We start from the raw sequence: 25,585 nt of genomic DNA, 5'->3' as shown, positions 1-25,585 counted from the left end.
CTATTTTATAAATCTTTAACTGTCATTTAAACTAAAAAAAATCAAAATAATTAAATGTTTTAAAAAGTACAATTAGTAAAATTATTGTTTTGATCGCTAGATGAATATTCCGGGTTGATTTTCGCTTCACTTCAATATTTAAACGCCTAAAAAAATGATAGAAAAAATCATCATTTTGCCCACTGTAGCCATAACGCTGCTGCAAAAGGGTTAAATAGCATTCCCCAAAATATATTTCATGTGCTTTATGCAAAAATATAAGTAGAAAGCCAAAATAAAATGGTGCTCTTAAAGCAAAGCTAAAAGAAAATATTATAAATGACAGATGGAGACTGATCAATAAATTATCGCTTAATGGACCTGTTTGATAATCTTTTTCCATTTCAACTCACCTTCTTGCATTCTGTTTATATAATTATATTATTAATCATCTTCAAATTCTGTAAACAAACTACATCTCTAACTTCTTAAAGGGACATATCTATCTTATTGGCAATCTCAACTCTTACTATTCTTTCTATGTCAATTATGTTGCTAAAGATATTTAAATCGTTAATAATTTGAATTATCAAAATTTTAATAATATAATTAAATTAATACGAGGAGGTGGGAAAGTGAAAAAACTGGTATACTGTGACGAAACTACAGATATTGTTGGTCCTGGAATAGAAATGGTAGATACACTTTCACCTGGGGGAAAATTCATTGTTAGAACAAACCCAGGATGTTGGGGAAATATGATTACCCCAAGTATTAAAAGTTGGCATGAAGTAGGCAGACCTGTAGCTATCGAAGATGCAGAAGTTGGAGATGCTGTAGCAATTAAGATAGACAAAATTAATGTTTTGTCTAGAGCAACATCTTCAGGAACAGATGCAGCACAGGGTGAATATTTCAAAAGTGATCCTGGTATAGACAGTTTCTGTCCTAATTGCGGAACTAAAAATCCTGATACTTATATTAAAGGAACCGGTGAAGAAGCTATAAAATGTCAAAACTGTGATTCACCTGTAGTTCCTTTCACTATGCCACATGGCTACACAATGTATTTTGATAACAAAAGGGAATTTGGGATAACAGTTGATGAAAATATAAGTCAAGAAATTGCAGAAAAAGCTAATGAATATAGCAATCTAACTTCAGCAGGAATGCAGCATTCTATAAATGTCTTTGCTAAACATGATATGCCAGGAGTGCCTGCAAGAGTAATACCGATGATTGGTAATATTGGTACTGTGCCTGCTATGGATATGCCTTCTTCTCATAATGCTGGAGATTTTGCTCAGTTCTTGCTTGGGGCTGAACATGAATATGCCTGCAGTGAAAAAGATTTGAATAATAGAAGTGATGCGCATATGGATGTTAATGAGGTAAGAGAAGGAGCAGTAATAATCGCACCCGTTAAAGTTAAAGGTGCCGGAGTTTATGTTGGAGATGTTCATGCCATGCAGGGAGATGGAGAAATTGCTGGACACACAACTGATATTGCAGCTGAAGTAGAAATCACGATTGACTTAATCAAAAATTTAAACAATTTAGGTCCAATTATACTTCCTAATCTTGAAGATTTAACCCCGCTAACAAAACCTTATACTGAAGAAGAAAATAAAAGAATAAATGAGACAGCCCAAAGCATTGGTCTCAGTTATGTAGAAAGAGAAATGTATCCGATACAGATGATTGGAAGTGGTGCTGATTTAAACTCTGCAGCAGCAGATGGATTAAAAAAATTAGCAAAATTGCTTGATTATCCACTTGATGAAGTAAAAAATAGAGTAACAGTTAATGGAGACATTTGTATTGGCCGAGCACCAGGGATAGTTAATATCACTATTTTAACTCCCATTTCAAAACTTAAAGAAATTAATCTTGCAGAAATTGTTAAAAACCATTATACAGAAAAATAAATATCTAATTAAAAGGCTGGAATTTCTCCAGCCTTTTAATATTCAATTTTTTTGTTGAAACTAAAATTCTATTTCATCAGGATTAAGTCCTGATCCGCCAAAATATGGCATCTCGTTTATTTGCTTCATATCTTCTTGAGATATTTCAAAATCAAAAACATATCTGATTGACCATAGGTTTAATCTCGCAATTTTCCATTAAAGGTTTTAAATGATGAGAAAGAAAGTTGCTTACACCAATAGCTTTTATTTTTCCGGCTTTATATAATTCTTCTAAAGCTCTCCAGGTGTTTTGATTCAATTCTTTCCAGTTTGAAAACTGTTTTGCATTTGCTGGCCAGTGAATAAGATAAAGATCAAGATAATCAAGCTGTAACTCTGCTAATGTTTTTTCAAATGCAGTTTTTGTTTTATTATACCCTCTTTCTGTATTCCATACCTTACTTGTTATAAACAAATCTTCCCTTGGAATTTCTGATTTTTTAATTGCCTTGCCAACACTTGCTTCATTATCATAAGCAGCTGCTGTATCTATATGTCGATATCCGTTTTCAAGAGCTGTCAAAACAGCTGATACAGCTGTTTCTCCATCAGGTATTTGCCATGTTCCAAAACCAATAGCTGAACCAATCATACCTACAAAGTTAGGTCTATGGCATACATCAATTGGTAGACTTCATTGTTGGCTTCTAAAATTGCTTTAACTTAACGTGGTGAATATTGTAAGCTGCTGACATTAATTTGGATGATAATTCTGATATAATAAAATTTAGAAATGAAAATTTTCTCTAAAAATCATAACAGGAGGTTTTTTAATGCCTTATTTAGCTAATGAAAATCGTTATGAAAAAATGCAGTATAATTACACTGGCAATAGCGGTCTTAAATTACCAGCAGTTTCTTTAGGTTTATGGCATAACTTTGGTGGAGTTGATACTCTAGAAAATGCCCGAAAAATGCTGCGTAAGGCTTTTGATTTAGGAATTAACCACTTTGATCTTGCCAATAATTATGGTCCTCCAGCTGGATCAGCAGAAGAAACTATGGGAATTTTAATGGAGAAAGACTTTAGACCTTATCGTGATCAATTGATAATTTCTTCTAAGGCAGGTTATTATATGTGGCCTGGCCCATATGAAAACTGGGGTTCTCGTAAATATTTAATTTCCAGTCTTGATAAAAGTCTACAGCGAATGAATATTGATTATGTAGATATTTTTTATCATCATCGTCCAGACCCTGATACACCACTAGCAGAAACGATCGGAGCTTTAAAACAAATTCAGGATCAAGGAAAAGCGCTTTATGTTGGTATATCAAATTATAATTCTCAACAGACTAAAAAAGCAGTAGAAGTTGCTGAAAAAATGGGAGTCAATTTGCTTTTAAACCAGTATAATTATTCTATCTTTGAACGCTGGTCTGAAAAAGAAAATCTTTTAGAAACTCTTGAGGAAGCCGGAATGGGTGCTATTATCTATTCTCCACTAGCTCAGGGCTTATTAACTGATAAATATCTAGATGGAATTCCTGCAGATTCAAGGGCCGCCAAAGAAAGCGGCTACCTTAAAAAAGATGATATTACTAAAAAGAAATTAGAAAAAATAAAAGAACTGAATCAAATTGCTGCTGATAGAAAACAAAGCTTATCCCAGATGGCTTTAGCCTGGGTTTTAGATCAAGGAGCTACTTCTGTTCTTGTTGGGGCCAGTAAAGTCGAGCAGATTATTGAAAATGTTGGCAGCTTAAATAATATAGAATTTACAAATGATGAATTAGCTGCTATTGAAGCTATAACAGCCAAATAATAATTTAATGAAGACTTGCTGAACAGCTGTTAATGAGTAAATTACAAAGACCTGCCTTACGGCAGGTCTTTAAAATGGGCATCAGCCCTTAATATTCAATGGCGGAGAGACTGGGACTCGAACCCAGACACCTTTCGGCTTCACCGGATTTCAAGTCCGTACTGAGGTTTGTTAGTTGATATCAAGTATTGCCAACTATTCCGCTAAAACAGTGATTTTAGGAGTTTTCCAGCTAATGATTAAATTTTAGAATAAAGCATTTAATATTTTAATTAACTCAATAAAAACAAATTTCAGAAAATTGTTGACAAATGTTATCTTTTTTGTTAATATTTAATTAATAAATCTAATTAATAAATATAGGGGAGTAATAATATGAGTTATCTAAAAGGAAAAAGTATGTCAGATTTAAGAGAAGATAATTCTGCTAAAATTATCGAAATAGTATTAAAATCAGGCCCATTATCTAGATCTGAAATAAGTAATATTTCGGGCTTAACAAAAGCTAGTGTTTCCACAATAACTAGACAACTAATAGATGAAGGCTTGTTAGAAGAAACTGGATTTCAAGAAGGTAATAAATCTGTAGGAAGAAAAAGAAAAAATATTGATATTGTTTCTGAAGCTAAGTATGTGATAGGTGTTGAAATTGGAGTAAAAACAATTAAGAGCGGAATTATTGATTTAAAAGGGAATTTATTGAATGAACTTAAAATATCGTTAAACACAAAATCAGAAAAAACAATTATAAATAAAACTATTGATGTAATTAAAAAGATTAGTGCTAATTTTAAAAAAAATGAAATATTAGGAGTTGGAATTGGAGCAACCGGTATAATAGATAATAATAAAGGAGTTGTAATAAAATCTCCAAATCTTAATTGGAATAATGTTAATTTAAAAAAAGAAATAGAAAAACAAATTTCTTTGCCAATTTTAATAGATAATAACGTTCGGTTAATGGCACTTGGAGAAAATAGATTTTGTTACAATTGGGGAGAAATCCCTAGAATGTTATTCATTCATGCAGGTTATGGAATCGGATGTGGAATTATTTTAAATGGAGAATTATATTATGGATATAAATTTGGTGCAGGTGAATTAGGACATACAATAGTAATACCAGATGGACCTACTTGTACTTGTGGCAAAAATGGATGTCTTGAGGCTTTTTCGTCTGGGCATGCTATTATATCAAATTATGAAGAAGTTAAAGCGGATAGCAAAAATTATCTTTTTGAGATAAATAATATAATACTTGAAGATGAAAATGGTATTAATTATGCAAATGAAATCATGTCTAAAGCAGGCAAATATATGGGTGTTTCAATATCTAATTTATTGAATTTATTAGCGCCTGATTTAGTTGTTTTACATGGAGAGTTATTTGATTCTGAAAGTTATTATTCTAATGTTGAGAAGTATTTAAAATCTAACTTTTTTGGTGTCAATGATAAAATTCTAACCAAAAGAAGTAAATTGAATGAAAAAGCAGCAGTAATTGGAGCAGGAGCTCTTATAATAGATAGAATATTATTAAAAAAATAAATTTTTAACTAATTAGTTAATAAGTTTAATTAACTAATTAAATATATAGAAAATTATTTGTTTATGATGGAATTGGTAGAGCGATTAATAACATACTCTAAATCCAATGATTTTTCATATTGCAGATAATATTATATATATTAGAAAAAAGATATCAAAAAAAGGGGGGATTAAATTAACAATAGATTGAATATTTTAAGTAAGTATTCAGAAAAAATTATTTCATAAGAAATGTTATTTAGGGCTTTATATATTATATCAGCGAAAAAAATTATAATTAATAAGGAGGAATAAAATGAATTTATTTACAATTGCATCATTTTTGTTTTTTACAATTTCAGTGGCTTTTATTTCTTGGAATTTGACAAGAAAAGAAGATTTAGATACTAATTCTGGCTATTTTCTTGGAGGTAGGAATTTAACTGGGGTTGTTATTGCAGGATCTTTAATGTTAACTAATCTATCGACAGAGCAATTAGTGGGTATGAATGGCAATGCTTTTATGGGGGGGTTATCTGTTATGGCTTGGGAAGCAACATCAGGTTTAACTTTAGTTTTTATGGCCTTGATATTCCTTCCTAAATATTTAAAGAGTGGAATTACTACAATTCCTGAATTTGTTGAGGATAGATATGATAAAAGCACAAGAAACTTAATTGCAATTTTGTTTTTGATAAGCTTAGGAGTTATCTTCTTACCGGTTGTATTATATTCAGGAGGTTTAGCTTTTAATTCATTATTTAATATATCAAAGGTATTTGGTGTTTCTGAAATGACTGGTCTTACAATAATGGTATGGGGAATTGGAATAGTTGGAGGTATTTATGCTATTTTTGGAGGTTTAAAAGCAGTTGTAGTATCAGATACGATTAATGGGGTAGGTTTATTAATTGGTGGAATGTTAATACCTATTTTAGGTTTTATTACTTTAGGAAATGGAAGTTTTATTGATGGTGTTAATAAGATAATTATTAATCATCCAGGGAGGATAAATGCTATTGGTGGTGCGGGAGATCCGGTTCCTTTTGGCACTTTATTTACAGGAATTTTATTAATTAATACATTTTATTGGTGTACTAATCAATTTATAGTACAAAGGACTTTTGGTGCTAAAAATTTGGCTGAAGCGCAAAAAGGTGTTCTTTATGCTGGGTTTTTGAAAATTTTAGCACCATTTGTTATGGTGGTACCTGGTATTATTGCTTTTCATTTATATGGAGGAGACCTGTCTATAGGAGATATGGCATATCCTATATTAGTTAGTCGAGTACTTCCTAAGCCATTAGTTGGTTTTTTTGCAGCAGTATTATTTGGAGCAATCTTAAGTTCTTTTAATTCAGCTTTAAATTCTGCTTCAACTTTATTCTGTATTAATTTATATAAGCCTATCTTTAAGCCAAATATTAAAGATAAAGATTTAGTAAAGGTAGGAAAAATATTTGGTACTTTTCTAGCAATCTTTTCTATGCTTCTAGCTCCTCAAATAGTAAATGCACCAAGCGGATTGTTTGTTTTCATGAGAAAATTTATGGGATTTTTTAATGTCCCTACATTGGTAATTATTATAGTAGGCTTCTATACTAAGAGAGTCCCAGCCATTGCAGCAAAAGTATCAATTTTCACTTTTATGTTCTTATATGGTTTATTACAATTCGTTTTTAAACCAAATATTCATTTTCTTCATATTTTAGGAATGTTATTTTTGCTTTGTGTAGGTCTAATGCTGATAATTGGTAAAATTGCTCCTCGAAAAACGCCTTATGAACAGAAAGACACTGGAGTAGTAGAATTAAATCATTGGAAGCATGTAGGTTCTGTAAGTGCAGCTGTTATTGCAACACTAATCTTTGTATATACTCTTCTTTCACCTCTTGGTATTGTTTGGGCTGGGGAAGCTGCTTTAACTAGATTTTTAGTTATTTTTTCTGTATATTTTATAAGTATGAGTGTAATATTATTAATTGCTTATTTTAAAAGAAAAGCAATTAAATAGGGTTTGTCGAAAAATGTTGTAAATCAAAATAGCACCAATTGAATCATTTTATCTCTTTATTTTTTTAAATTTTCTTAAATATTTAGCTAAGAAAAAGATTATTTTAATGAAGAGATTGAATATAAAAGGAGAATTAAAATGGCTGAAAAAAAACCAAAGAAAATTATTTTAATATTAACAGAAACGCAAAGAACAGATTATTTGAATTGCTATGGAAATAGCTCTATGAAAACTCCAAATATTGATAAATTAGCAAATGAAGGGATGAAATTTGAAAAGGCTTATACAACCCAACCCGTTTGTGGTCCAGCAAGATCAGCAATATTCACAGGGCAATATCCACACAGTAATGGAGTATATTCTAATAGTATGGCGCCAAATGAATTAGTGAAAAATATTGGTCAAAGATTGCAAAAAAATAATTTTAAAAGTGCATATATAGGAAAATGGCATTTGGATGGTGGAGATTATTTTGGGTTTGGTGAATGTCCTGATGGGTGGGATGAAAATTATTGGTATGATATGAGGTGTTATTTAGAAGAATTATCTATTGAAGATAGAAAAAGATCACGTAAACCAGAAACAGTTTATGATGAAGATTTTACTGAAGAATTTACATACGCCCACCGAGTTACAGATAGAGCAATTGATTGTTTAGAAAATTATGAAGAAGATGATTTATTTATGGTGGTTTCTTATGATGAGCCTCATAGTCCCTCACTTTGTCCTCCAGAATATATAGAGATGTATGAAAATATGGATTTATCATTTATGAAAAACAAAAATTATGAGGAAGAAAATCCTGAGCATCAAAAACTGTGGTCGGAAAACTCAAAACAAAAAGAAGATAAAGTAATTGTTGACGGAGTTAGTTTAGAACAGAGATTAGGATGCAATACTTTTGTTGATTATGAAATTGGCAGAGTAATTAATGCTATTGAAAAATATGCTCCAGATGCAATGATTATTTATACTGCAGATCATGGTGAATGCATAAGAGAACATGAACTCAGGAGTAAAGGAGCTGCTATGTATGATGAAATTACGAATATACCACTTATAATTAAATACCCAGAATTCATTTCTAAAAATAAAATATATAGTAAACCAGTATCACATATTAATATCGCTCCAACTATAATGGAAGCAGCCGATTTAAAAATACCGGAGGTGATAGAAGGAGAAGGCTTATTAAATGTACTAAAAGGAGATGATACAAGGAAAAATGAAGAGATATTTATGGAATTCCATAGATATGAGATAGATCATGATGGTTTTGGAAGTTTTCAGCCCATTAGATCCGTTTTTGACGGTAGATATAAGTTGGTAATCAATTTATTAACTTCAGATGAACTTTATGATTTAGAAAATAATCCTGAAGAAACAGAGAATTTAATTGACAATAATAGTATTAAAGTTATTAGAAATAATTTGCATGACAAATTACTAAAATGGATGAATAATACTCGAGATCCTTATAGAGGCTATTATTGGGAAAGAAGACCATGGAGAGATGATGCAAGAGCTGCTAGTTGGGATTACACAGGTATGACTAGACAAAGAAAACCAGATACAGGAGAAAAAAAGCCATTAGATTATGATACTGGGTTAGAAGTAACCGAATATAATAGAAATAAAAATTAAATAATATATAGGTATGGGAGGTGATTTTAAGTAATAATTAAATCATAATAACTTTTGGATATACTTTCAGGAATGAATCAGTTAAATCTGGTAGGCCATCCATAACGCCTAAAAGCACCTATTCTACACCTCTGGAGTTAAGATTCATCAGTACTTCTTCCCAGAGTGTAGCTGACTATGTTACTCCAATGTAGAAGTCCAAAATCTCTCTATAGCCTTTTTTATTGATTTCAATGATAATATATGCTGATTTATTACCAACATGTTCTCGGCAAATCTTAATGCATAGGGCATCAATGAAGAGCACATTATAGCGTTTTTCTACGGGTCTTTTTTTCCATTGTTCAATTTCTTTTACTGCTATATCTGTCAGATTACTGACACTGGTAGCACTATATTTTTGACCATACATTTGATCAATCGAATTAGCGATATCACGAGTGGATAGACCTCTGGCATACATCTGGATCACAGGCTGTTCAAGCCAGTCATCACAGCGTTTATATGGCTCAAATAGAGCAGTCTGAAAGTCATTGTTTCTATCTCTTGGGACTTCTAGATTTTCAATGATACTTTATTTAGTCTGAAAGTTAAGTGAGGAGTCCTCCTAGTGGTTTGGTTTTTATTTCGCTAATAAATAATTCAACCACTTAAAGAAGGATTCCTCTTTTTTTATTTTAAAAAATTGTTAAATTTAATTTACACAACTTATTATACAATACTTTTAATATCCGTTATTTGTTCTATATTAACCGGTTATGGACTTTCAAGACTTAGATTCAAAGGAAGACATACATTTTTGATTTCGATTTTAGCAACCCAAATGTTTCCTTTATCCTTGCTATTAATTCCTTTATATATATTATATAATAATTTAAATTTATTAAATACATATTTTGGGTTAGCATTAGCTTTTACAACATTTGGACTTCCATTTAGTATATGGATGATGAAAGGTTTCTTTGATACTATTCCAGTAGAAATTGAAGAAGCAGCTAGAATTGATGGAGCTGGTCCTTTTGAAATTTTGTTTCAAGTTGTTTTACCATTAGTTTCGCCGGGTGTAGCAACAGTAGCTTTTTATTCTTTTTTACAAGGGTGGAATAATTTATTATTTCCATTAACATTAATGTCTGATGCAAGTAAAAGAACCATTGCTCCTGGTTTTCTAATGTCCTATGTTGGACAATATGAATATTTTTGGACAGATATGATGGCAGCTTCTGTTTTGGTCACTATTCCAATGGTAGTATTTTCTTTGTAATTCAAAAATATTTCGTTGCTGGATTAACAAAAGGGGCTGTTAAACATTAGAATTTTATCATTTATTAATAAATGATACTTAGCATAAGATATTATACCCTATCCAGTTTAATGAATTATGGAAAGCAGAAAAAGATCTTTTACTCTGGTTTGACCCTTCTCATGAAGGTCCGGTACCAGAAGAATATGCAGAATAATAACGGAAGTAGGTTTAAATAAGATATTATTATATTTAGGTATTTGCAAAATAGGCAAAGAAAATAGTGAAAAACTGTAATAGTAGGTTGAATTCAATTTTAAGAATTTAAAAATTGAATAAGAAAATGTTCTAATAAAATTAGACATGACAAAATAAACCTATGAATACAGGTTTTAAAAAAGATATTAAAAGATTTGAATTCTAAGCAATTAGTGATCTTAAAGATCTAATATTTTCTGGTTTATCCATTTTATCAGCTAGAATTAATGTTAAAAGTTGAGTGATTCCGGCTAGAAAAACATCTGATTTAACACTTTTTAGGTTCTGAGTCTTTAAATTACCAGTAACCATGGCATCTTTAAAATAGTTAATTGTCTGTTCAACTACTCCTCGTTTTCTGTAGAGGTTTATCCAATCATCTGTATCTCTGATGATACCAGGGTAAGTTCTTAAATCCTGGTCAGGATAGGTATAAATAACTCTACTGTAACTGGAGTCAGTACAGGGGTTCTCACAGTAGCAGTTTCTTTTACCACCCTTATGATTAATTTTAGGACAGACAAACTTAAATCTGGGACTGCGGTTTTTACCGCGACACCAACCATTAGGTTTCATTGGTAAGGAAGAGTCTTTAGGACATAAAGGCCAGCCGTTTTCATTGTATTCTGGCTGTGGTAAACTTGATTTAGTGTTTCTAAAATTAAGTGGTATGACTGCTTTATCAAAACCAAAATCTTTCAGTAAAAAAGGATAAGTTTGATAACTGTCAAAGGCTGAATCAGCGATAAAAGTTGAATATTGATGATTACTGTGAAGTTTAAAATAATCTTCTAAAACTGGTTTTAAAGAAGTTGAATCACCAATAGATTTATCTTCATCAGGTGAATCAGTCTTTTTCTCAATAGGTATTTCAGGGTGATTATCTTTAAATTGATCATCAAAAAAAGAAATGTGACGGATAATTCCAAGACCATTAGTGACAATACCAGCTTTGTAGACATAACAAAAATGGCCGTTAATATAGAGTTGTTTTATCTCATTATTAACTTGAGCAGAAGAAGGCATAGACTGATACGCAAAACCATAAATATTAACATTTTTATCATTTTTGTAGATATTTTTAAGTCTGCGAATAATATTATTTATGTATTTAGGATTGTTTTCAATCACATAGGGTTCAAAACCAGTTGTATCATAGATAAAAAGATCAGCCATTAAAGGATCAATTTTTCTGCAGAGAGGTTCAGTAACATCAACAAGGTGATAGAAAAAGTCTTCTAAATGATCTTCAAATTTTGTCTTAAAACGAGAAAACTGAGAGATATCAGGTACAGAGTTAAAACCACAGAATTCTTTTAAATCACTGCTTAAAGTTAAGATATTAATTAGAAGGACAAGAGTTGGAATACCCAGTATTTTTTGCAGTATAAATGCAGAAAGCATTGATTCCAGTCTGTAAATTCTATTTCTACCAAAATATTTGTAGTAAGCATTGTAGAAACCGTCAGGAATAAATTCAGATAAATCAAGATATTGGTCGAGCATTTCAAGGAATTGAGGTTTATCATTTTGAGCCCAATCTTTGGCCTGTTCATAAAGATCACCGAAAGACAATTGCTTTTTAGAATTAAAAGACATTATGATTTCCTCCTTTTGATTTGTGGTATTTTTAGTATTTCTAACTATATTATACCATATTTTAAGGAGGAAGTCACCAAAAATTTATGTCATGAGCCCTGTTATTTCGGGCCTTAGACATTATACAAACGACTATATTATTATATTACAAAGGAGCCAAAATGCTTAATTCAATTGAACTGATTAAGATCTATAAAATAAAATATTTAAAAGATGACCTAATGGCAGGCTTATCTGTGGCAGCAGTTAGTCTGCCGCAGGTAATGGCCTATGCCATGATAGCAGGTTTAAATCCTGTATTTGGACTCTATACTTTTATTGTTTCAACAATAGTATCCACCTTTACCGGGATATCAAGCTATATGATAGTAGGTCCAACAAATATTGTAGCTGTAACAATTGCCGGTACCTTAAGCAGTATGAATATTACTGATCCTGCAAATTATCTGCAGGGAGTACTGCTCATAACCTTTCTGGTTGGGATTATTCAAATATTAATGGGAAGTTTAAAATTGGGTTATCTTGTTAACTCTGTTTCCAGTTCAGTTATCTCAGGTTTAACCTATGGAGTTGCTTTAATAATTTTAACTGGTCAATTGATTGAATTTTTAGGTTTAAAAGTTAACGGTGGAAACAATGTAATAACTACTCTCTATAATGTAATAACAAATATCAGCCAAACAAATCTTTATTCTTTATTATTTGGTCTTTTAGCAATTATAGTAATTATATTATCAAAAAAATATTTACCCAAACTGCCTTCATACTTAATTGCTGTAGGGTTATCAATGGTATTTGTTTATCTATTTAATCTTACAGAAGAATTAGTAATAGTAGGAACTATGGAGTCCTCAATTCCTAAATTCAGTCTTTTTAGATTTGACTTAAACTTTATGTTTAGATTATTAAGTTCAGCTTTTTCACTGGCAATAATAAGCTGTGTCCAGATCTTATCAATAGTTAAAATGATGGAGAAAACAGCTGGAGAAGAAGCTCAGATAAATAAAGAGTTTATAGGACAGGGAATAACCAATATAGTCTGTTCTTTTTTTAATAGTTTTGCTATAACAGGTTCTTTTACAAAATCATATGCAAATTATGAAGCAGGAGCAAAAACAAGAGTTTCTGAGTTTATTTCAGGAATAGCTGTTTTACTCTTGGTAGTACTGCTGGCACCAGTTATAAAATATATTCCTATCCCAACACTGGCAGGGATAGTTATTTATGTTGCTTTTAAAATGTTTGACATAAGGGAGATAAAGAGAAATTTTTTTACAACGAGGTTTGATGCTATTATATTTACAATTACCTTTATGACAACTATTTTGACTCCAAGATTAGATTATGCTATTTATTTAGGGGTAGTTATGTCAGCAGTCTTAGTTTTAAAAAACACAAGTGAACTAGAATATTCTCATATAAGTTATGATGAAGATGAAGATCAATTTGTAACTCATCAAAACGTAGAGAAAGTTGAAGATGATAATTATATAATAATAAACTTAACTGGAACAATGCACTTTAATGCAGCAGAAAATTTAAAAGAAAATTTAAATAACTCTTATGTCAAAAACAAAGTATTTATTATTAGAATGAGAAGAATAGATAATATTGATTTAACAGTGATCGAAGAAATAGATAAGTTTATAGATAAGGTCCAAGAAAGCGGAGGCAAGATAATTTTAAGTGGAGTTAAAAACAGTATATATAAATCATTGAAATCCTATGGAATAACAGATAAACTAAAAGAAGATGATATTAAATTTTATAATAAAAATCTATATTCTTCTACTAAAAATGCAATAAAAGATGTTCAAGAAAATGGTTATTGTAATATTTAATTTATAAAAATGGGGAGTTTAAAAATGACAGATCAAAAAACAAACTTTAATGTAATGGCTTTTCCGGCAGGAGCAGTCTGTAACTTAGACTGCGAGTACTGCTATTATCTTAAAAAGACTGAACTTTATCCTCAAACAAATGATTTTCAAATGAAAGAAGAAACTTTAGAAGAATATATAAAACAATATATAAAGTCTCAACCAGGTCCAGTAATTAATTTTGGCTGGCAGGGTGGGGAGCCCATTTTAAGAGGATTAGATTTTTTCAAAAAAGCAGTAGAGCTGCAACAAAAATATGTATCTGCAGGCTGGAGGATAGAAAACTCAATTCAGACTAATGCAGTTTTAATAGATGAACAGTGGGCTCAATTTTTACAAGAAAATAATTTTTTAGTGGGAGTAAGCCTTGATGGAACGGCCGAGCTGCATGACAGATACAGAAAAGATAAAAAAGGTAAGGGAAGTCATCAAAAAGTAATGGCTGGAATAGAGAAATTAAAAGAATACGGGGTTACCTATAACATTTTAGCAGTTGTAAATGATGTCAATGCTAAAAAACCAAAAGAAGTCTATCAATTTTTTAAAGAAAATGAAGTAGATTTTATTCAGTTTATTCCTATTGTTGAGCAGGATTCAGAAGGGAATTTAATATACCGCTCAGTAGGCTCAAAAGAGTATGGTAAATTTTTAATAGGAATTTTTAACGAATGGATTGATGACCTGGGGGATATCTATGTTCAGATATTTGAGGAAGCATTATCAGCCTGGGCAGGATATGGAGCGAATTTGTGTGTTTTTACTGAAGAATGTGGTAAAGCTTCAGTAATAGAACATAATGGAGACCTATATTCCTGTGATCATTTTGTGGAGCCAGAATACAAACTTGGTAATATTAAAGAAAAAGATATTTTAGAGATGATGAACTCTAGTCAGCAGCAGGACTTTGGCAGAGCTAAAAAAGAAAAATTAAATAAAAAGTGTCTGGGATGTGATTACCTATTTTTCTGTAATGGTGGTTGTCCTAAAAATAGAATAGTAGATACAGATGCTGATTATAAGCTTAATTATCTTTGTGAGGGATATAAATTGTTTTTTGATTATATTGATCCTTTCATGAAAAGGTTAGCTCAGCTGGTCAAACAGAGAAAATCACCACCAGTAATGAAAAAAGAAATGCAAAAACTCTATCAAGAAAAATGGAATGTTGGCAGAAACGATCCCTGTCCCTGTGGTAGTGGAAAAAAATATAAGAAATGCTGTTTATGATTGCATAAGTTTTATCTATAAGTCGTTTTAGTTACACTGTAAGTTTACTGTCTTTATTAATTCGATAAAATACATTTATAACTCGAAAGAAGAACTATTATAATTTAAAGGAAGTCTAATAAGAGAACAGATAACGTCAAGAATCTTATGTAAATAAATCAGTATCTTTTTTGAAAAGTTGGTGAAGTTGATCTTTTGCAGCTAAAAAGCCTCTCATTTTTCTATCAGACCATTTTGAGTTGTACTCAATAATCTTTAAATAAATTATTTTTTCAGCTGCTTGTACATTAGGCAAACTATTCATAGGCTTTAATCTTTTTTTGATTTCTTTATTGGCTCTTTCAATCCAGTTTGTTGTATATATGGCTTTATGTATGCTTTCTGGATATTTATAAAATGTTAATAGTTCATCTTTATCTACGTACCAGCTTTGAGTAACTTTAGGATAGATTTTACTCCATTTAAAATCAAATTCTTCTAAAGCCTTTTCTGCAAACTCTCTGCTGGGAGATCTATAGATCTTTTTTAAATCTTTAACTATTTCATCAGTATCTTTTTTTCTAACTTTGACTATTGTATTTCGCACTTTATGAACTATACAACGCTGCACATCCGCTTTAGGGAATACTTTTAGAAAAGAATCTTTAAGTCCTGGGAGTCCATCTATAACACCTAGTAGGACTTCCTGGACTCCGCGTTCTTTTAAATTACTTAGTACTTCTTCCCATAAAGCAGCAGATTCAGTTGCACCAATGTAGAAATCAAGTATTTCACGATAGCCGTCTTCATTGATACCAATGATAATATATACAGATTCATTTGCAACAGTATCTCGTCTGACTTTTATGCTCATGCCATCAATAAAAATAACGCTGTACCGTTTTTGAAGTGGTCTTTCTTTCCACTTTTTAACCTCTTCAAGAGCAACATTAGTTAGATTACTAATAGTAGTAGGGCTATATTTTTGTCCATACATCTGCTCTATCCAATCAGCTACATAGCGGGTGGAAAGGCCATTAGCATACATGTTTATTATAGCTTCTTCAAGCCAGTTATCATAGCGTTTATATGGTTGGAATAGTTCAGTTTGGAATTCACCATTTCTATCTCTAGGAACATTTAAGCCTTTAATACTGCCAAACTGAGTTAAGAAATCACGAAGATAAGATCCATTACGACTATTGCCAGAGTTTCTACCTGAGTATTCATGTTTTTCATAGTTTAGAAATTCAGTTAATTCAGCCTTGAGGAAATTCTCGAGAAAATTTTTGATGAGTTCAATGATTAAATCGTGAAATTCAACTTGACCATCACTGTTTTTTTCGGGTATACTGTTCATGAGGAGTCCTCCTTTGGGTTGAGTTTATTTCGCTAATAAATATTTCAACCATTCAAAGAAGGATTCCTCTTTTTTTATTGAAAAAAATCTATTTACACAACTTATTGTACACTACTTATGTAAAATTATATATTTATCTCCTTTTAATATATTACAACAAAAGTATAAATGTTCCTTTTTATTAGAATAAATTTCTTATAATATGTTTATACAATTTATTCTTTAGTTCCATAAGAATATTTTCTTTTTGCCATTGGTGTTCCCCCCTTGTAATTAGAGTATATCACTTTCAACTTTTTCTCCAATTCTGTTAGGTGGCTATATAAATTCAATATCATGCAAAGTTTCCTCTCAAGATTTGAGAAAAACCCTAGAATCTTTTAATTACATTGTTAGATATACTTCATCACCTTTAACCCAACTAAAATAGACCTCAATATCATTAATCAGCGCTGGGCCTTGCACATCATTAATTCCAACTTTAACTCCAAATAAATTTGCGAAATTCTTAAAATCATTAATTCCTGAATCAATTTTGCTAAATGAATGAACTAATATCATAGCCTGACTTGCTCCAATTCTTTCAGCTTCAATAATTGCAGATACAGTTCTATGTAATAATTGATACCTAATTTTAGGAATTTTTTCTTTCTTATCTGTTAACTTTAACTTTTCAATAAGAAAGTGTAATCTCTCATTATTCATCCCATTACTTTTATTTTTAGCCCACTCAGAAATTATTTTATCAAATGTTTCTTCTACTTTCCCTTCAACCATAATTGTCATTAATCCTTTATTATTCTTAGCAAGAACATACAAGTCATTCTGTGATGGCCTAATTCCACCTGGTAATGATATTTTATATTCAGGAAATGCATATAATAGTTCTAATGATTCTATGTTATCAAACCTACAATTATCGAAAACACCTCTTACTTTCTTAGGAAAGCCATCTCTATCTTCCCATGAATAAGCTAAACTTTTTGCAGAATAACCTGTTTTCCAATGCTTCTCACAATCTGCAAGTAGAGTTCTCCAATCTTCTACTGAATTACTTTTAATATAAATATTACTCATAAATAACATCTCCTTTTTTAATAAATAATAATTTAAGATTTAAGAAATGCTCCATAAAAACTGATGATGAATTTAATATAACTTCTTTGGTTTTAAGAATTTTATGAGGGGTATGGGTACTGCCCTTGGCCAATGAATTTTGATTCAGCATAGCGAAATTGTAAACCTTGCTATTATCTGATATATTACTCGATAAAGCTAATCACTTGCCTTTACCCATTTAATTGAGGATACACCCATGTTACTATCGCTACCTAACTAAAAAAATTGCTCCTTTATTTAAACTTAAATCTGAAAAGATTATCCCTGATAATCTAAACCATTCAGATGAATGGCATGTCGATAAAACTATCGTTAAAATTAAAGGGCAAAAATATTATCTCTGGGTTATCATCGATTCAGAAACAAGGTTTGTTCTTTCTTACAACCTTTTCGCCTTATCGAAATACTGCAGCAGTTTTTGAGCTATTTAAAAGCGTTAAATTTAAATTTAAACAACCTAATTCAATTGTTTCTGACCGTTATCATTCTTATAATGCCCCTACTAATATGATCTTTGATCATTCTAATCATATTAAAGTCCAATCATTTCATGATGATATATCTAATAATTTGATAGAATCATTTTTTAGCACTTTTAAAGATTGATATAATGGACGTAAAGGCTTTAAATCATATACTTCTGCTCATCAGTTGATTTCTGTTTTCGTTTTCTTTTATAATTTTGTCAGATCTCATTCTAAACTTAATGACTTAACCCCAGCTCATGTTGCAGGCTGTAATTATTCTGATCAGGAAAAAAATTCTGGCTCATTACTGCGTAATCTCTATCGATTTTGCGATTACTTAAGTTTTTTTACCATAATTACTTAACAAGTCCATATTATGTTATTCATATATATAAATATATTTTATCTATATCTTTCTAATAATCATACTGTTTAATATCTATAGCATAAATATAAGGCTTATTATTATTTGAGTAATAAAGTACTACACCCTTTACAAGAATAATCGGATCATCAGATGTTTTTAGATTTATCCACTTACTTTTATTCTCGACATTATCATAAAAAACTTCTATCGACACATCCCTATCACTTTGAGGAGTTCCAAGATTTTCATAAAAACCTAATATAGGATAAACTGTATATGAACCTCTTTCAATATTATGAAACTGAACAACGACTGGTTCAACCACTACTTCTTCTCCCAAATATTCTATTTTTTCTGCTATTATATTTCTTAATGTAATGGAAGATTCCCCATATGGATTTTCTATATCTGAAATTTTATCATCTCTATTTTTATGATTATTATAATCATACTGTTTAATATCTATAGCATAAATATAAGGCTTATTATTATTTGAGTAAAAATTAATTTGCCCCTCTAAAAAAATAATCGGATCATCAGATGTTTTTAGATTTATCCACTTACTTTTATTCTCGACATTATCATAAAAAACTTCTATCGACACATCCCTATCACTTTGAGGAGTTCCAAGATTTTTATAAAAACCTAATATAGGATAAACTGTATATGAACCTCTTTCAACATTATGATACTGAACAACGACTGGTCCTACTACTACTTTTTCTCCCAAATATTCTGTTTTTTCTGTTATTATATTTCTTAATGTAATAGGAGATTCCCCATATGGATTTTCTATATCTGATAAATTAACGTCATTATTGCTTTCTTCATCTGATAAATTAACGTCATTATTGCTTTCTTCGTTAGCACAACCAGTTAAAATTAATATAAAAATCAAACAAATTATGGATAAATTTAATTTTTTATTCACTTTTATTCCCCCTTTTTAATAATTAGACTTTAACTACTACTATTATCATAAGCATTTCCAATCAAGTTATTAGCTAATTCAATATCATCTTCACTCTCTACTCTAACTTCTAAATCACCTGTTCCAAAATTATCATATACAATTAGAAACATCTCTTATCATCTGATGCTCTAAATCAACTTCATCTGGTTCAATTCTAAGATACATAAGAAAATGTTCTTTATGAATATCTACACATAAGAAATTTCTTATAATTCTATATGCAATATAAAATCTATGGGGACTTTCTACTACATCATCAGCCAATTCCAGAGTGGAATTTCTTAGCTCATTAAATAATTTTTCGATTTTTTCAAAACCCTTTTCTAAATAATAGTCCACACTATAATCTTTATTAGTAGAACTTTTATTATTACTCTTACTTTCTTCTGTTGCTGTTAAATATATCAAGTGCAAATAAATCATCTTCAAAAATCCTGTATTTTATAAGCTCAATGGATCTTTTCATCTGTTCAACAGCATAAGTATCATACTTATTGAACTCCTCTGCTATACAAAAAACTCTTAGAGAGGATCAATCAAACCTCTATTTTTTGATTAATTGTATCTCTTACCAGTAATTCAAAAGCACTTTTATGATCAACCAGCCAATCAAGATAAAACAAAGACTGGTTAATTATATTCTGATTTTTTTCTCTTATATTCTAAAATCACTGGATAATTATTCTCATCAATACCTATAGTGTCCATTCTGCCACCATATCGTTGACCAGTAGAGTGTTCAGTGGCTAAAAAAGTAATACCAAAAAGTTTTTGTAAGTTTTCTTCCACCAAACTTTGTAGCTCTTTTTCTAATTTAAAATCCTTCTTTTTGAGTTGTTTCATTTTCTGTCATCTTTGATTTTATAAGGAACAAAAGTTATATTTTACCTCTTCTCATAAAAAAATCATTTTAATTTATTCTTTAACCATTCTGGTAATTCCCCATATTTTTCAAGATATTGTTCAGCTAATACTTTATTATTTTCTTCAATTGATTAAGAATAGTCAAGTTTATGATCAATAATATCTAATCAAATAATTTCATCATCTTTTTTCATATTTAGATAGCCCTTTAATGGGTTTATTTTAAATTTTTGAAAAAAATATATTAACAATTATAATATCATATAACTCTGACACCATAATGTCAGAGCTTATTTATCTTTTTTCTTTAATTTATTTAGCAAACCACTAACCCGTTTTTTGGCTTCACCAGTTTCTTTTTCTGTTTTTTTGAATGTAATATTTAAAATATATCAACTCCTCAATAAATATGTATTTATAGAAAATGTGACAATTTTTGACTAATTATATATTTATACATCAACTAAGTTTCTCCTTCAATTTATTCCATTTTTTTGTAATTATTTAGATTAGAAAAGATATAATTCTTTATTATAGGGCGGATCTCACTCAGATCCACCCTAAAATACTCTAAATAATGCCTCTTTCTTTCATACTTTCATAATCTTCTCTGCTGCCAATAACTATGTGGTCTACTACCTTTATTCCTAAGATATTACCTGACTTAACCAGCTTTTTAGTAATATTAATATCATCACTGCTGAAATCTATGCTGCCACTAGGGTGGTTATGTCCTAATACAACCGCTGCAGCATTTTGCAAAAGCGCTCTTTTAAACACCTCTCGTGGTGATACCAGGCTGGATGTTAAACTACCGATTGATACTTCAAATACTCCTGTCAGCTTGTTTTTTGCATCTAAGGTGGCCATAGCAAAGACTTCTTCAGTTCTTTTATCTAATTCTAGAACTTCTATAAATAGATCTCTTGCTGCTAAAGGATTAGATATCGTTTTATCCAAATCATACCTACCTCCATTTTCTTTAACAACTCGCAATGAAAATTTCTGGATATTAATCATTTTTATTATCTCCTTTACCCATATTTTTATTCCTTTTTCGCTTAAGTTTTAATAATCTTTCTGCTTCTTTTAGCTCCAGCTCATCCATATCTTTTGCATATGGTCCTAAAGCTCTTTTTACCTTCCAATCATCACTTGGAACTCCACCTATAGGCATAGCTTTCACCTCTTTTCATTATTTGCAAATCTTAAAATTTCTTTTCTAAGCCATCTTCTTAAAAGTCTTTAGTATATTTTTAAGCTGCTTATACTGGCTATCACTTAAATCATCAATGGAAATGTTTTTATCTTTATCCAGCTTTTCTTTTTCTTTTATCTCTTTTAGATAAGAATAGAGATCTTTTCTTAAATCTTTATTACTGCCTATTAGCTTTTTTATTTCTTTTTCTCTATCAGTAAGTTCAGCTTCAATATCTACATCTATTGGAATATCTTCATTCGTTTTCTTACCATAAGGCTGTCTAGGAGTTTCCGTGTCTTTTTCATTTAACCGCTGCACATCCATTTCTTCAGCTGTAACTAAACCTGAAACGGTGAATGCTCTTTTTAATGCCATTGACTCAGCTACTTTTAGAATCATAGCTGATGGATACTGAGACCAGACTCTTGTCCCGGCAAAGTATTCTTTAAAAGGGGCGAATACATAGACAGGATATTCTCTATCTTTACGATAAACTAGAGCATAAGCTCCGATGATATCACCGCGTTTGGTACCGTATTCGTGGTCTATACCCTGAGCTTTTCTTCTGAAGCTGTCATTTTCTCTTACTACATCTGAGACTAAACCGTTGTATTCCTGATGCCTATCAGCTATTTTTAGATAGCCATCCCTGGAGGTCATGATTGTCGGTTTACCTTTTATCTTCCAGAAGAATATCTCTTTGTTAAAGGGATCCAGACCGTAAGTTTTAGCTATGTGCAAAAACATCCTCAGCTCATCTGTATTAGCATCACTGGCTACTGTTCTTTTAATAGTCTCAACTTCTTTTTGACTAAAGCTAATTAGCTCCTTGTTTTTGCTTTCTATATCAACCACTTTATTTTGAGCATTCAATCAAACTACCTCCTTTAACTTTTTATTTTCGCTACTTTTATTTAATAAATAATCATCTAAAAAGCCTATTATTTCAGAAGCTATTTTACTGATCCTCTTTAAACTCTGGTTTAAATCATAGGATTTTTTATACAAGGCCAGGTATTTGTCTGATTTTATCTCCACTCCATAGTGTTCCATGACTATAAAAGCTGCTGCTTCTGCTTCCATTTCTTTTATTTCTTTGCTCATCTTCTTACGGCTTCCTTTATCATGTAAGAGCTCGTGTGCAGTCTCGTGGACTATAACACCGGCTTTTTCGGTATCATTAAGCTTTTTATCTACCACTATCTTTCCACCCTTAGAATAGCCCTTTAAACCTCTTTTGAGCTCTTTTATTTCTAAACTGATCTCTTTACTTTGAAGGAATTTTTTTAAAGGTAGTAAAAGCTTATCGTTGCTGTCTTTTACAGTAATATCTATCCTGGGGAGAGGTTTGCCTTCTGTCTGGCTGACATCAAACACATATACCGGTCTAAAATACATCCTTTTAACTTCTTTTTCTACTTCTTTAATCCCACCTTTAACTTCTTTTTCTTCAGTAACCGTCTTTTTGTAGGTAAAAGGCGCTAGAATAGCTATAGCTTTTTCACCTTTTTTGACATGGCGATCAAAGTTATTCTGCCACTGTTTAAAGCCAGCAACTAAAGTCGCTTCAGGATTCTGCTGCCGGATAAGTATGGAGTTCTGGTAGCTGTAGTTATGGAATTTAGATAAAGTTTTAAGTATCTTTTTAAATTCATCTGAATTCTGCACTGAATCAATTTTCTGGTTGAGCCTGCTTAAAAGTTCTTTAGTTTTTATCTTTACCATTATTTTTTACCTCCTTAAAATGAAAAGAGCCCAGCTGAAAAGCTAAGCTCCTTAAATATTATTCTTTTATCTTAACCTTGAATTTTTCTCCTCTTTTTAAAACCGTAATTCCATCTATCACTTCACCAGTATCAGCTACAACTGCTTTAGTTCCCACTACTTTTACCTTGCTTTTAAGCTTTCTTTTATCAACCTTCTTTTTTATCTTAATAGTATCTTTAAGATTTCTTTCTGCAAACTCTAACAATTTTTGATCATCATATTTCCATTTATCCCTCTGTTTTCTAAACTGCAGCTGGCCGAATGGGAGCTTGTGAGTTTTCAACTCTGGATCTTGATCCTTTAGCTGCTCACCGTAAATTCTAAGCATCCCCTCCATATAGTCTATATCATTATCTAAGCTGCTGTTTTCACTTTCCAACCACTCACTTATCTCGTCTATTTCTTTTTGAATAGCTTCAATCTCGCTTTTTGCAAACTCTTTATTTTCTTTCTTTTTCTTTTTTAAATGTTTGATCTTTCTTAAAGCCCAGTTAGCTTTAGAATCATTATCTATTACAAAATGCTCACTTTCTTTTTTTCTGGCTTTAAGCTCTGGCTTTAGTTTAACGGCTTCCATGCTTACCTCCTTAGTTTTTACTACCTACTAGGCTATCTTGTTCTTTAAATAGCTCTTTTTAACCAAATTGCTGAGCATTTGCTTTATTGGTGTATCACCCCTATCTAAAACAGGCATTATGACAGCTTTTACATCATCCTTTTTATCCAGGATGAACAGCGGATTTTTATTATCTTTAGCTTTGTATTTTTCTCCGTAATCTAACAGGAATTCATAATCTCTGTTGAACATCCCTACCTCGTTACCTGCTTTAAAGATTCTTATCTCAACACCTGAATCGTTTTTCTTATAAAAATCTGTGATGACTGCATCATGTTTAGCATTTCCAACCTGGCTTGTTACTGTTTTAGTGTTCAGCTTGTTTTTCTCAAAAGTTTTTTTACCATTTGATAATATTGTCCCTTCAAAGTTAAAGGGAATATCTGCTGTGGACTTATAGCTGTTGTATTTAGCAAAGAACCTGCCAAACTCAGTTTCATTAAGATTTACCATGATATAGGTGTCTGTCACATTGTAAGTACCATCTGTGAATTTTTCTATAATCACCTTATTACTCTTTCTAATTAGTTTTGCTATTTCTTTAGCATCAATCATTAAAGACCACTCCTTTTTAATTTATCGTTATCACTGGGAAATTCAGCATTTTTTCTGATGTTTTTCTATAAATTCTTTTGAGAGTGATAAAAAACCCCTCTAAGAAATTATCAAGCTCTATCTCAAATTCTAAGTATTCTTTGTTGGATCTGTTGTAGAGAGCGAAGGTTTTTACCGTAGATACTGCATCTGCACCACTGTTCCACAAAGCTATCTCTATATCTTCTTCATCAGTTTCTAAACTGTCGAAAAGAGTTTCTAAGTTTTTTGGTATATGAAGGGTATACCTTTCAGGAAAATCAAGGTCGCCTCCAAAAAGATGGAATTCAAATGCTCTTGCTTTTTCTGTTACCTTACACATTTTTTGCTCCTTTCTTTTTTACACAAACAAAAAAAGCCACCTGCAGTATTTGCTGCAAATGGCCTTAAGTTAATTCTTTTTTGACTAAAGGAAAGAATATGCCGATAACGGCTAGATCATCCATGTAGCCTATTACCGGCAGGTAATCGGGTATTAAATCATTGGGGGTTATGATATACAATAAGACAGCAGCACTTATGGCTGCTATCTTAAATGTTATATCACTATTAACTTTAAAGTAATCATCGATAATCTTTAAAAAATACGTGAAATAAAAGAGTATTTTCTTTAAAGAACTGTTATTTTTATGTTTTTTCCTCCACTGAGCAGAGTCACTTTTGATTTCCATGAGCTTTTTTTCATCAATATCATCAGAAATTTGTTCTATTATTCTTTTTAGTAATCTTCTCAATAAACCACCACCTTTTTTATTTTGATTACAGCCGCTATCTTACACTATACTTATACAATGTTTTGATTTGAAATTTCTTTTTTTCTAGATATTCCCTGTTTAGCTCTCTAACAGCAAATACAACCTCATACTTATCATAATCATCTAAACTCTCAATATCATATAAATCTAAATTACAAGATTCAGCAATATATTTTATTGTATCAGCTATAGATAAATCCATAAACTGACTACACCAATCAATGATAGTCAATTTTTTCTGGCCATTTTAAATTCTTCTTTTTAGTTTTTTATTATATATCGTTTAATTAACATTAGATTTTCAAAAAGTGTCGATATCGACACATCCTAAAAACACCTTAATCACTGTCATGACAGCATTTTAAAGCATTTTTAATCATCGACACTTTTTTAGAGGGGGTAGCACAATATATATA

The 25,585-nt window shown here is 30.9% G+C and carries 27 protein-coding genes, 1 tRNA gene and 2 pseudogenes; 10 read left to right on the top strand and 20 right to left on the bottom strand.

Going from position 1 to position 25,585, the window contains the following annotated elements; all coding sequences use genetic code 11:
* Positions 1-31 precede the first annotated feature (31 nt).
* On the bottom strand, positions 32-382 hold the full coding sequence (locus tag HALSA_RS00515) for a hypothetical protein (RefSeq protein ID WP_013404692.1): 351 nt from the start codon (positions 380-382) through the stop codon (positions 32-34).
* Positions 383-614: 232 nt separating this feature from the next.
* Here HALSA_RS00515 and HALSA_RS00510 point away from each other — a divergent pair, with 232 nt between their 5' ends.
* Complete coding sequence (locus tag HALSA_RS00510) at positions 615-1,907, top strand: acetamidase/formamidase family protein (RefSeq protein ID WP_013404691.1); 1,293 nt, start codon at positions 615-617, stop codon at positions 1,905-1,907.
* A gap of 160 nt (positions 1,908-2,067) precedes the next feature.
* Here the strand turns inward: HALSA_RS00510 and HALSA_RS00505 are convergent.
* Positions 2,068-2,541 (bottom strand): annotated as a pseudogene (locus tag HALSA_RS00505) (aldo/keto reductase); the annotation flags it as partial.
* A 181-nt stretch (positions 2,542-2,722) separates the two neighbouring features.
* Between HALSA_RS00505 and HALSA_RS00500 the strand changes: the two are divergent.
* Positions 2,723-3,715, top strand: coding sequence for an aldo/keto reductase (locus HALSA_RS00500; RefSeq protein WP_013404690.1), 993 nt, complete (start codon positions 2,723-2,725; stop codon positions 3,713-3,715).
* Between the two features lie 99 nt (positions 3,716-3,814).
* Here the strand turns inward: HALSA_RS00500 and HALSA_RS12760 are convergent.
* Positions 3,815-3,917 (bottom strand) — tRNA-Ser (locus HALSA_RS12760).
* Positions 3,918-4,090: 173 nt separating this feature from the next.
* Between HALSA_RS12760 and HALSA_RS00495 the strand changes: the two genes are divergently transcribed.
* The 3 genes from HALSA_RS00495 to HALSA_RS00485 all read left to right on the top strand — a co-directional run bounded on the left by HALSA_RS00495 (position 4,091) and on the right by HALSA_RS00485 (position 8,900).
* On the top strand, positions 4,091-5,263 hold the full coding sequence (locus HALSA_RS00495) for an ROK family transcriptional regulator (protein WP_013404689.1): 1,173 nt from the start codon (positions 4,091-4,093) through the stop codon (positions 5,261-5,263).
* A 295-nt stretch (positions 5,264-5,558) separates the two neighbouring features.
* Complete coding sequence (locus HALSA_RS00490; RefSeq protein ID WP_013404688.1) at positions 5,559-7,256, top strand: solute:sodium symporter family transporter; 1,698 nt, start codon at positions 5,559-5,561, stop codon at positions 7,254-7,256.
* Between the two features lie 138 nt (positions 7,257-7,394).
* Positions 7,395-8,900 (top strand): sulfatase-like hydrolase/transferase, encoded by a 1,506-nt coding sequence (locus HALSA_RS00485; RefSeq protein WP_013404687.1) that lies wholly within the window; start codon positions 7,395-7,397, stop codon positions 8,898-8,900.
* Between the two features lie 52 nt (positions 8,901-8,952).
* Here HALSA_RS00485 and HALSA_RS12245 read toward each other — a convergent pair.
* Positions 8,953-9,498: pseudogene (locus tag HALSA_RS12245) on the bottom strand (IS256 family transposase); the annotation flags it as partial.
* Positions 9,499-9,585: 87 nt separating this feature from the next.
* Between HALSA_RS12245 and HALSA_RS00475 the strand changes: the two are divergent.
* Positions 9,586-10,164: a carbohydrate ABC transporter permease gene (locus HALSA_RS00475; RefSeq protein WP_160143033.1), complete on the top strand. Its 579-nt coding sequence runs from the start codon at positions 9,586-9,588 to the stop codon at positions 10,162-10,164.
* 399 nt (positions 10,165-10,563) lie between these two features.
* On the opposite strand, the gene HALSA_RS00470 is transcribed toward HALSA_RS00475, so the two are convergent.
* Entirely contained in the window at positions 10,564-12,000 is a 1,437-nt protein-coding gene (locus HALSA_RS00470) for an ISNCY family transposase (RefSeq protein ID WP_013404686.1), read from the bottom strand.
* A 161-nt stretch (positions 12,001-12,161) separates the two neighbouring features.
* On the opposite strand from HALSA_RS00470, the gene HALSA_RS00465 reads away from it, so the two are divergent.
* Together HALSA_RS00465 and HALSA_RS00460 are read left to right on the top strand one after the other, a co-directional pair.
* Positions 12,162-13,841 carry a SulP family inorganic anion transporter gene (locus HALSA_RS00465; RefSeq protein ID WP_013404685.1) on the top strand — a complete coding sequence of 560 codons (1,680 nt, stop codon included), beginning with the start codon at positions 12,162-12,164 and terminating at the stop codon, positions 13,839-13,841.
* A gap of 24 nt (positions 13,842-13,865) precedes the next feature.
* Positions 13,866-15,107, top strand: a complete 1,242-nt coding sequence (locus HALSA_RS00460; RefSeq protein ID WP_013404684.1) for an anaerobic sulfatase maturase — start codon at positions 13,866-13,868, stop codon at positions 15,105-15,107.
* A gap of 145 nt (positions 15,108-15,252) precedes the next feature.
* On the opposite strand, the gene HALSA_RS00455 is transcribed toward HALSA_RS00460, so the two are convergent.
* Together HALSA_RS00455 and HALSA_RS00450 are read right to left on the bottom strand one after the other, a co-directional pair.
* Entirely contained in the window at positions 15,253-16,446 is a 1,194-nt protein-coding gene (locus tag HALSA_RS00455; RefSeq protein ID WP_013404683.1) for an IS256 family transposase, read from the bottom strand.
* Positions 16,447-16,830: 384 nt separating this feature from the next.
* Positions 16,831-17,523 carry a DUF6946 family protein gene (locus tag HALSA_RS00450; RefSeq protein ID WP_013404682.1) on the bottom strand — a complete coding sequence of 231 codons (693 nt, stop codon included), beginning with the start codon at positions 17,521-17,523 and terminating at the stop codon, positions 16,831-16,833.
* 224 nt (positions 17,524-17,747) lie between these two features.
* On the opposite strand from HALSA_RS00450, the gene HALSA_RS13275 reads away from it, so the two are divergent.
* Together HALSA_RS13275 and HALSA_RS13270 are read left to right on the top strand one after the other, a co-directional pair.
* Positions 17,748-17,987: a DDE-type integrase/transposase/recombinase gene (locus tag HALSA_RS13275; protein WP_083789269.1), complete on the top strand. Its 240-nt coding sequence runs from the start codon at positions 17,748-17,750 to the stop codon at positions 17,985-17,987.
* Positions 17,935-18,171 (top strand): DDE-type integrase/transposase/recombinase, encoded by a 237-nt coding sequence (locus HALSA_RS13270; RefSeq protein ID WP_160143032.1) that lies wholly within the window; start codon positions 17,935-17,937, stop codon positions 18,169-18,171. The genes HALSA_RS13275 and HALSA_RS13270 overlap by 53 nt, the downstream gene beginning before the upstream one ends.
* 277 nt (positions 18,172-18,448) lie before the next feature.
* Here the strand turns inward: HALSA_RS13270 and HALSA_RS00440 are convergent, their stop codons facing one another.
* The 13 genes from HALSA_RS00440 to HALSA_RS00395 form a co-directional block, all read right to left on the bottom strand.
* On the bottom strand, positions 18,449-19,330 hold the full coding sequence (locus HALSA_RS00440; protein WP_013404681.1) for a hypothetical protein: 882 nt from the start codon (positions 19,328-19,330) through the stop codon (positions 18,449-18,451).
* A gap of 29 nt (positions 19,331-19,359) precedes the next feature.
* Positions 19,360-19,482 carry a hypothetical protein gene (locus HALSA_RS13090; protein ID WP_274377466.1) on the bottom strand — a complete coding sequence of 41 codons (123 nt, stop codon included), beginning with the start codon at positions 19,480-19,482 and terminating at the stop codon, positions 19,360-19,362.
* Positions 19,463-19,795: a DUF5655 domain-containing protein gene (locus HALSA_RS12240; protein ID WP_049773786.1), complete on the bottom strand. Its 333-nt coding sequence runs from the start codon at positions 19,793-19,795 to the stop codon at positions 19,463-19,465. Before HALSA_RS12240 ends, HALSA_RS13090 begins: the two co-directional genes overlap by 20 nt.
* A 207-nt stretch (positions 19,796-20,002) precedes the next feature.
* Complete coding sequence (locus HALSA_RS12235; protein WP_049773784.1) at positions 20,003-20,215, bottom strand: hypothetical protein; 213 nt, start codon at positions 20,213-20,215, stop codon at positions 20,003-20,005.
* Positions 20,216-20,806: 591 nt separating this feature from the next.
* Complete coding sequence (locus HALSA_RS00430; RefSeq protein ID WP_013404680.1) at positions 20,807-21,256, bottom strand: JAB domain-containing protein; 450 nt, start codon at positions 21,254-21,256, stop codon at positions 20,807-20,809.
* Positions 21,249-21,413, bottom strand: coding sequence for a hypothetical protein (locus HALSA_RS12750; protein WP_013404679.1), 165 nt, complete (start codon positions 21,411-21,413; stop codon positions 21,249-21,251). The genes HALSA_RS00430 and HALSA_RS12750 overlap by 8 nt, the downstream gene beginning before the upstream one ends.
* 45 nt (positions 21,414-21,458) lie before the next feature.
* Entirely contained in the window at positions 21,459-22,310 is an 852-nt protein-coding gene (gene bet, locus HALSA_RS00425; RefSeq protein ID WP_013404678.1) for a phage recombination protein Bet, read from the bottom strand.
* Entirely contained in the window at positions 22,311-23,162 is an 852-nt protein-coding gene (locus HALSA_RS00420; protein WP_013404677.1) for an ArdC-like ssDNA-binding domain-containing protein, read from the bottom strand.
* A 58-nt stretch (positions 23,163-23,220) separates the two neighbouring features.
* Positions 23,221-23,781 (bottom strand): host-nuclease inhibitor Gam family protein, encoded by a 561-nt coding sequence (locus tag HALSA_RS00415; protein WP_013404676.1) that lies wholly within the window; start codon positions 23,779-23,781, stop codon positions 23,221-23,223.
* Between the two features lie 27 nt (positions 23,782-23,808).
* Positions 23,809-24,375: a hypothetical protein gene (locus HALSA_RS00410; protein ID WP_013404675.1), complete on the bottom strand. Its 567-nt coding sequence runs from the start codon at positions 24,373-24,375 to the stop codon at positions 23,809-23,811.
* Positions 24,376-24,391: 16 nt separating this feature from the next.
* Positions 24,392-24,736 carry a P-loop NTPase family protein gene (locus tag HALSA_RS00405; protein ID WP_013404674.1) on the bottom strand — a complete coding sequence of 115 codons (345 nt, stop codon included), beginning with the start codon at positions 24,734-24,736 and terminating at the stop codon, positions 24,392-24,394.
* A gap of 64 nt (positions 24,737-24,800) precedes the next feature.
* Complete coding sequence (locus HALSA_RS00400; protein ID WP_013404673.1) at positions 24,801-25,148, bottom strand: YkvA family protein; 348 nt, start codon at positions 25,146-25,148, stop codon at positions 24,801-24,803.
* A gap of 34 nt (positions 25,149-25,182) precedes the next feature.
* Positions 25,183-25,371 (bottom strand): hypothetical protein, encoded by a 189-nt coding sequence (locus HALSA_RS00395; protein WP_041595734.1) that lies wholly within the window; start codon positions 25,369-25,371, stop codon positions 25,183-25,185.
* Between the last annotated feature and the right edge of the window lie 214 nt (positions 25,372-25,585).

Origin of the sequence: Halanaerobium hydrogeniformans (assembly GCF_000166415.1) — a bacterium.
GTDB classification, from domain to species: Bacteria; Bacillota; Halanaerobiia; order Halanaerobiales; family Halanaerobiaceae; genus Halanaerobium; species Halanaerobium hydrogeniformans.
The sequence above is the reverse complement of the archived record's forward strand: the minus strand, read 5'-3'. Positions and strand labels throughout refer to the sequence as shown.

Coding starts and splice junctions, on each gene's coding strand:
- HALSA_RS00515 (WP_013404692.1), bottom strand. CDS start 382: ATGGAAAAAGATTATCAAACAGGTCCATTAAGCGATAATTTATTGATC.
- HALSA_RS00500 (WP_013404690.1), top strand. CDS start 2,723: ATGCCTTATTTAGCTAATGAAAATCGTTATGAAAAAATGCAGTATAAT.
- HALSA_RS00495 (WP_013404689.1), top strand. CDS start 4,091: ATGAGTTATCTAAAAGGAAAAAGTATGTCAGATTTAAGAGAAGATAAT.
- HALSA_RS00490 (WP_013404688.1), top strand. CDS start 5,559: ATGAATTTATTTACAATTGCATCATTTTTGTTTTTTACAATTTCAGTG.
- HALSA_RS00485 (WP_013404687.1), top strand. CDS start 7,395: ATGGCTGAAAAAAAACCAAAGAAAATTATTTTAATATTAACAGAAACG.
- HALSA_RS00470 (WP_013404686.1), bottom strand. CDS start 12,000: ATGTCTTTTAATTCTAAAAAGCAATTGTCTTTCGGTGATCTTTATGAA.
- HALSA_RS00465 (WP_013404685.1), top strand. CDS start 12,162: ATGCTTAATTCAATTGAACTGATTAAGATCTATAAAATAAAATATTTA.
- HALSA_RS00460 (WP_013404684.1), top strand. CDS start 13,866: ATGACAGATCAAAAAACAAACTTTAATGTAATGGCTTTTCCGGCAGGA.
- HALSA_RS00455 (WP_013404683.1), bottom strand. CDS start 16,446: ATGAACAGTATACCCGAAAAAAACAGTGATGGTCAAGTTGAATTTCAC.
- HALSA_RS00450 (WP_013404682.1), bottom strand. CDS start 17,523: ATGAGTAATATTTATATTAAAAGTAATTCAGTAGAAGATTGGAGAACT.
- HALSA_RS13090 (WP_274377466.1), bottom strand. CDS start 19,482: ATGTTTCTAATTGTATATGATAATTTTGGAACAGGTGATTTAGAAGTT.
- HALSA_RS12240 (WP_049773786.1), bottom strand. CDS start 19,795: ATGATTTATTTGCACTTGATATATTTAACAGCAACAGAAGAAAGTAAG.
- HALSA_RS12235 (WP_049773784.1), bottom strand. CDS start 20,215: ATGAAACAACTCAAAAAGAAGGATTTTAAATTAGAAAAAGAGCTACAA.
- HALSA_RS00430 (WP_013404680.1), bottom strand. CDS start 21,256: ATGATTAATATCCAGAAATTTTCATTGCGAGTTGTTAAAGAAAATGGA.
- HALSA_RS12750 (WP_013404679.1), bottom strand. CDS start 21,413: ATGCCTATAGGTGGAGTTCCAAGTGATGATTGGAAGGTAAAAAGAGCT.
- HALSA_RS00420 (WP_013404677.1), bottom strand. CDS start 23,162: ATGGTAAAGATAAAAACTAAAGAACTTTTAAGCAGGCTCAACCAGAAA.
- HALSA_RS00415 (WP_013404676.1), bottom strand. CDS start 23,781: ATGGAAGCCGTTAAACTAAAGCCAGAGCTTAAAGCCAGAAAAAAAGAA.
- HALSA_RS00410 (WP_013404675.1), bottom strand. CDS start 24,375: ATGATTGATGCTAAAGAAATAGCAAAACTAATTAGAAAGAGTAATAAG.
- HALSA_RS00405 (WP_013404674.1), bottom strand. CDS start 24,736: ATGTGTAAGGTAACAGAAAAAGCAAGAGCATTTGAATTCCATCTTTTT.
- HALSA_RS00395 (WP_041595734.1), bottom strand. CDS start 25,371: ATGGATTTATCTATAGCTGATACAATAAAATATATTGCTGAATCTTGT.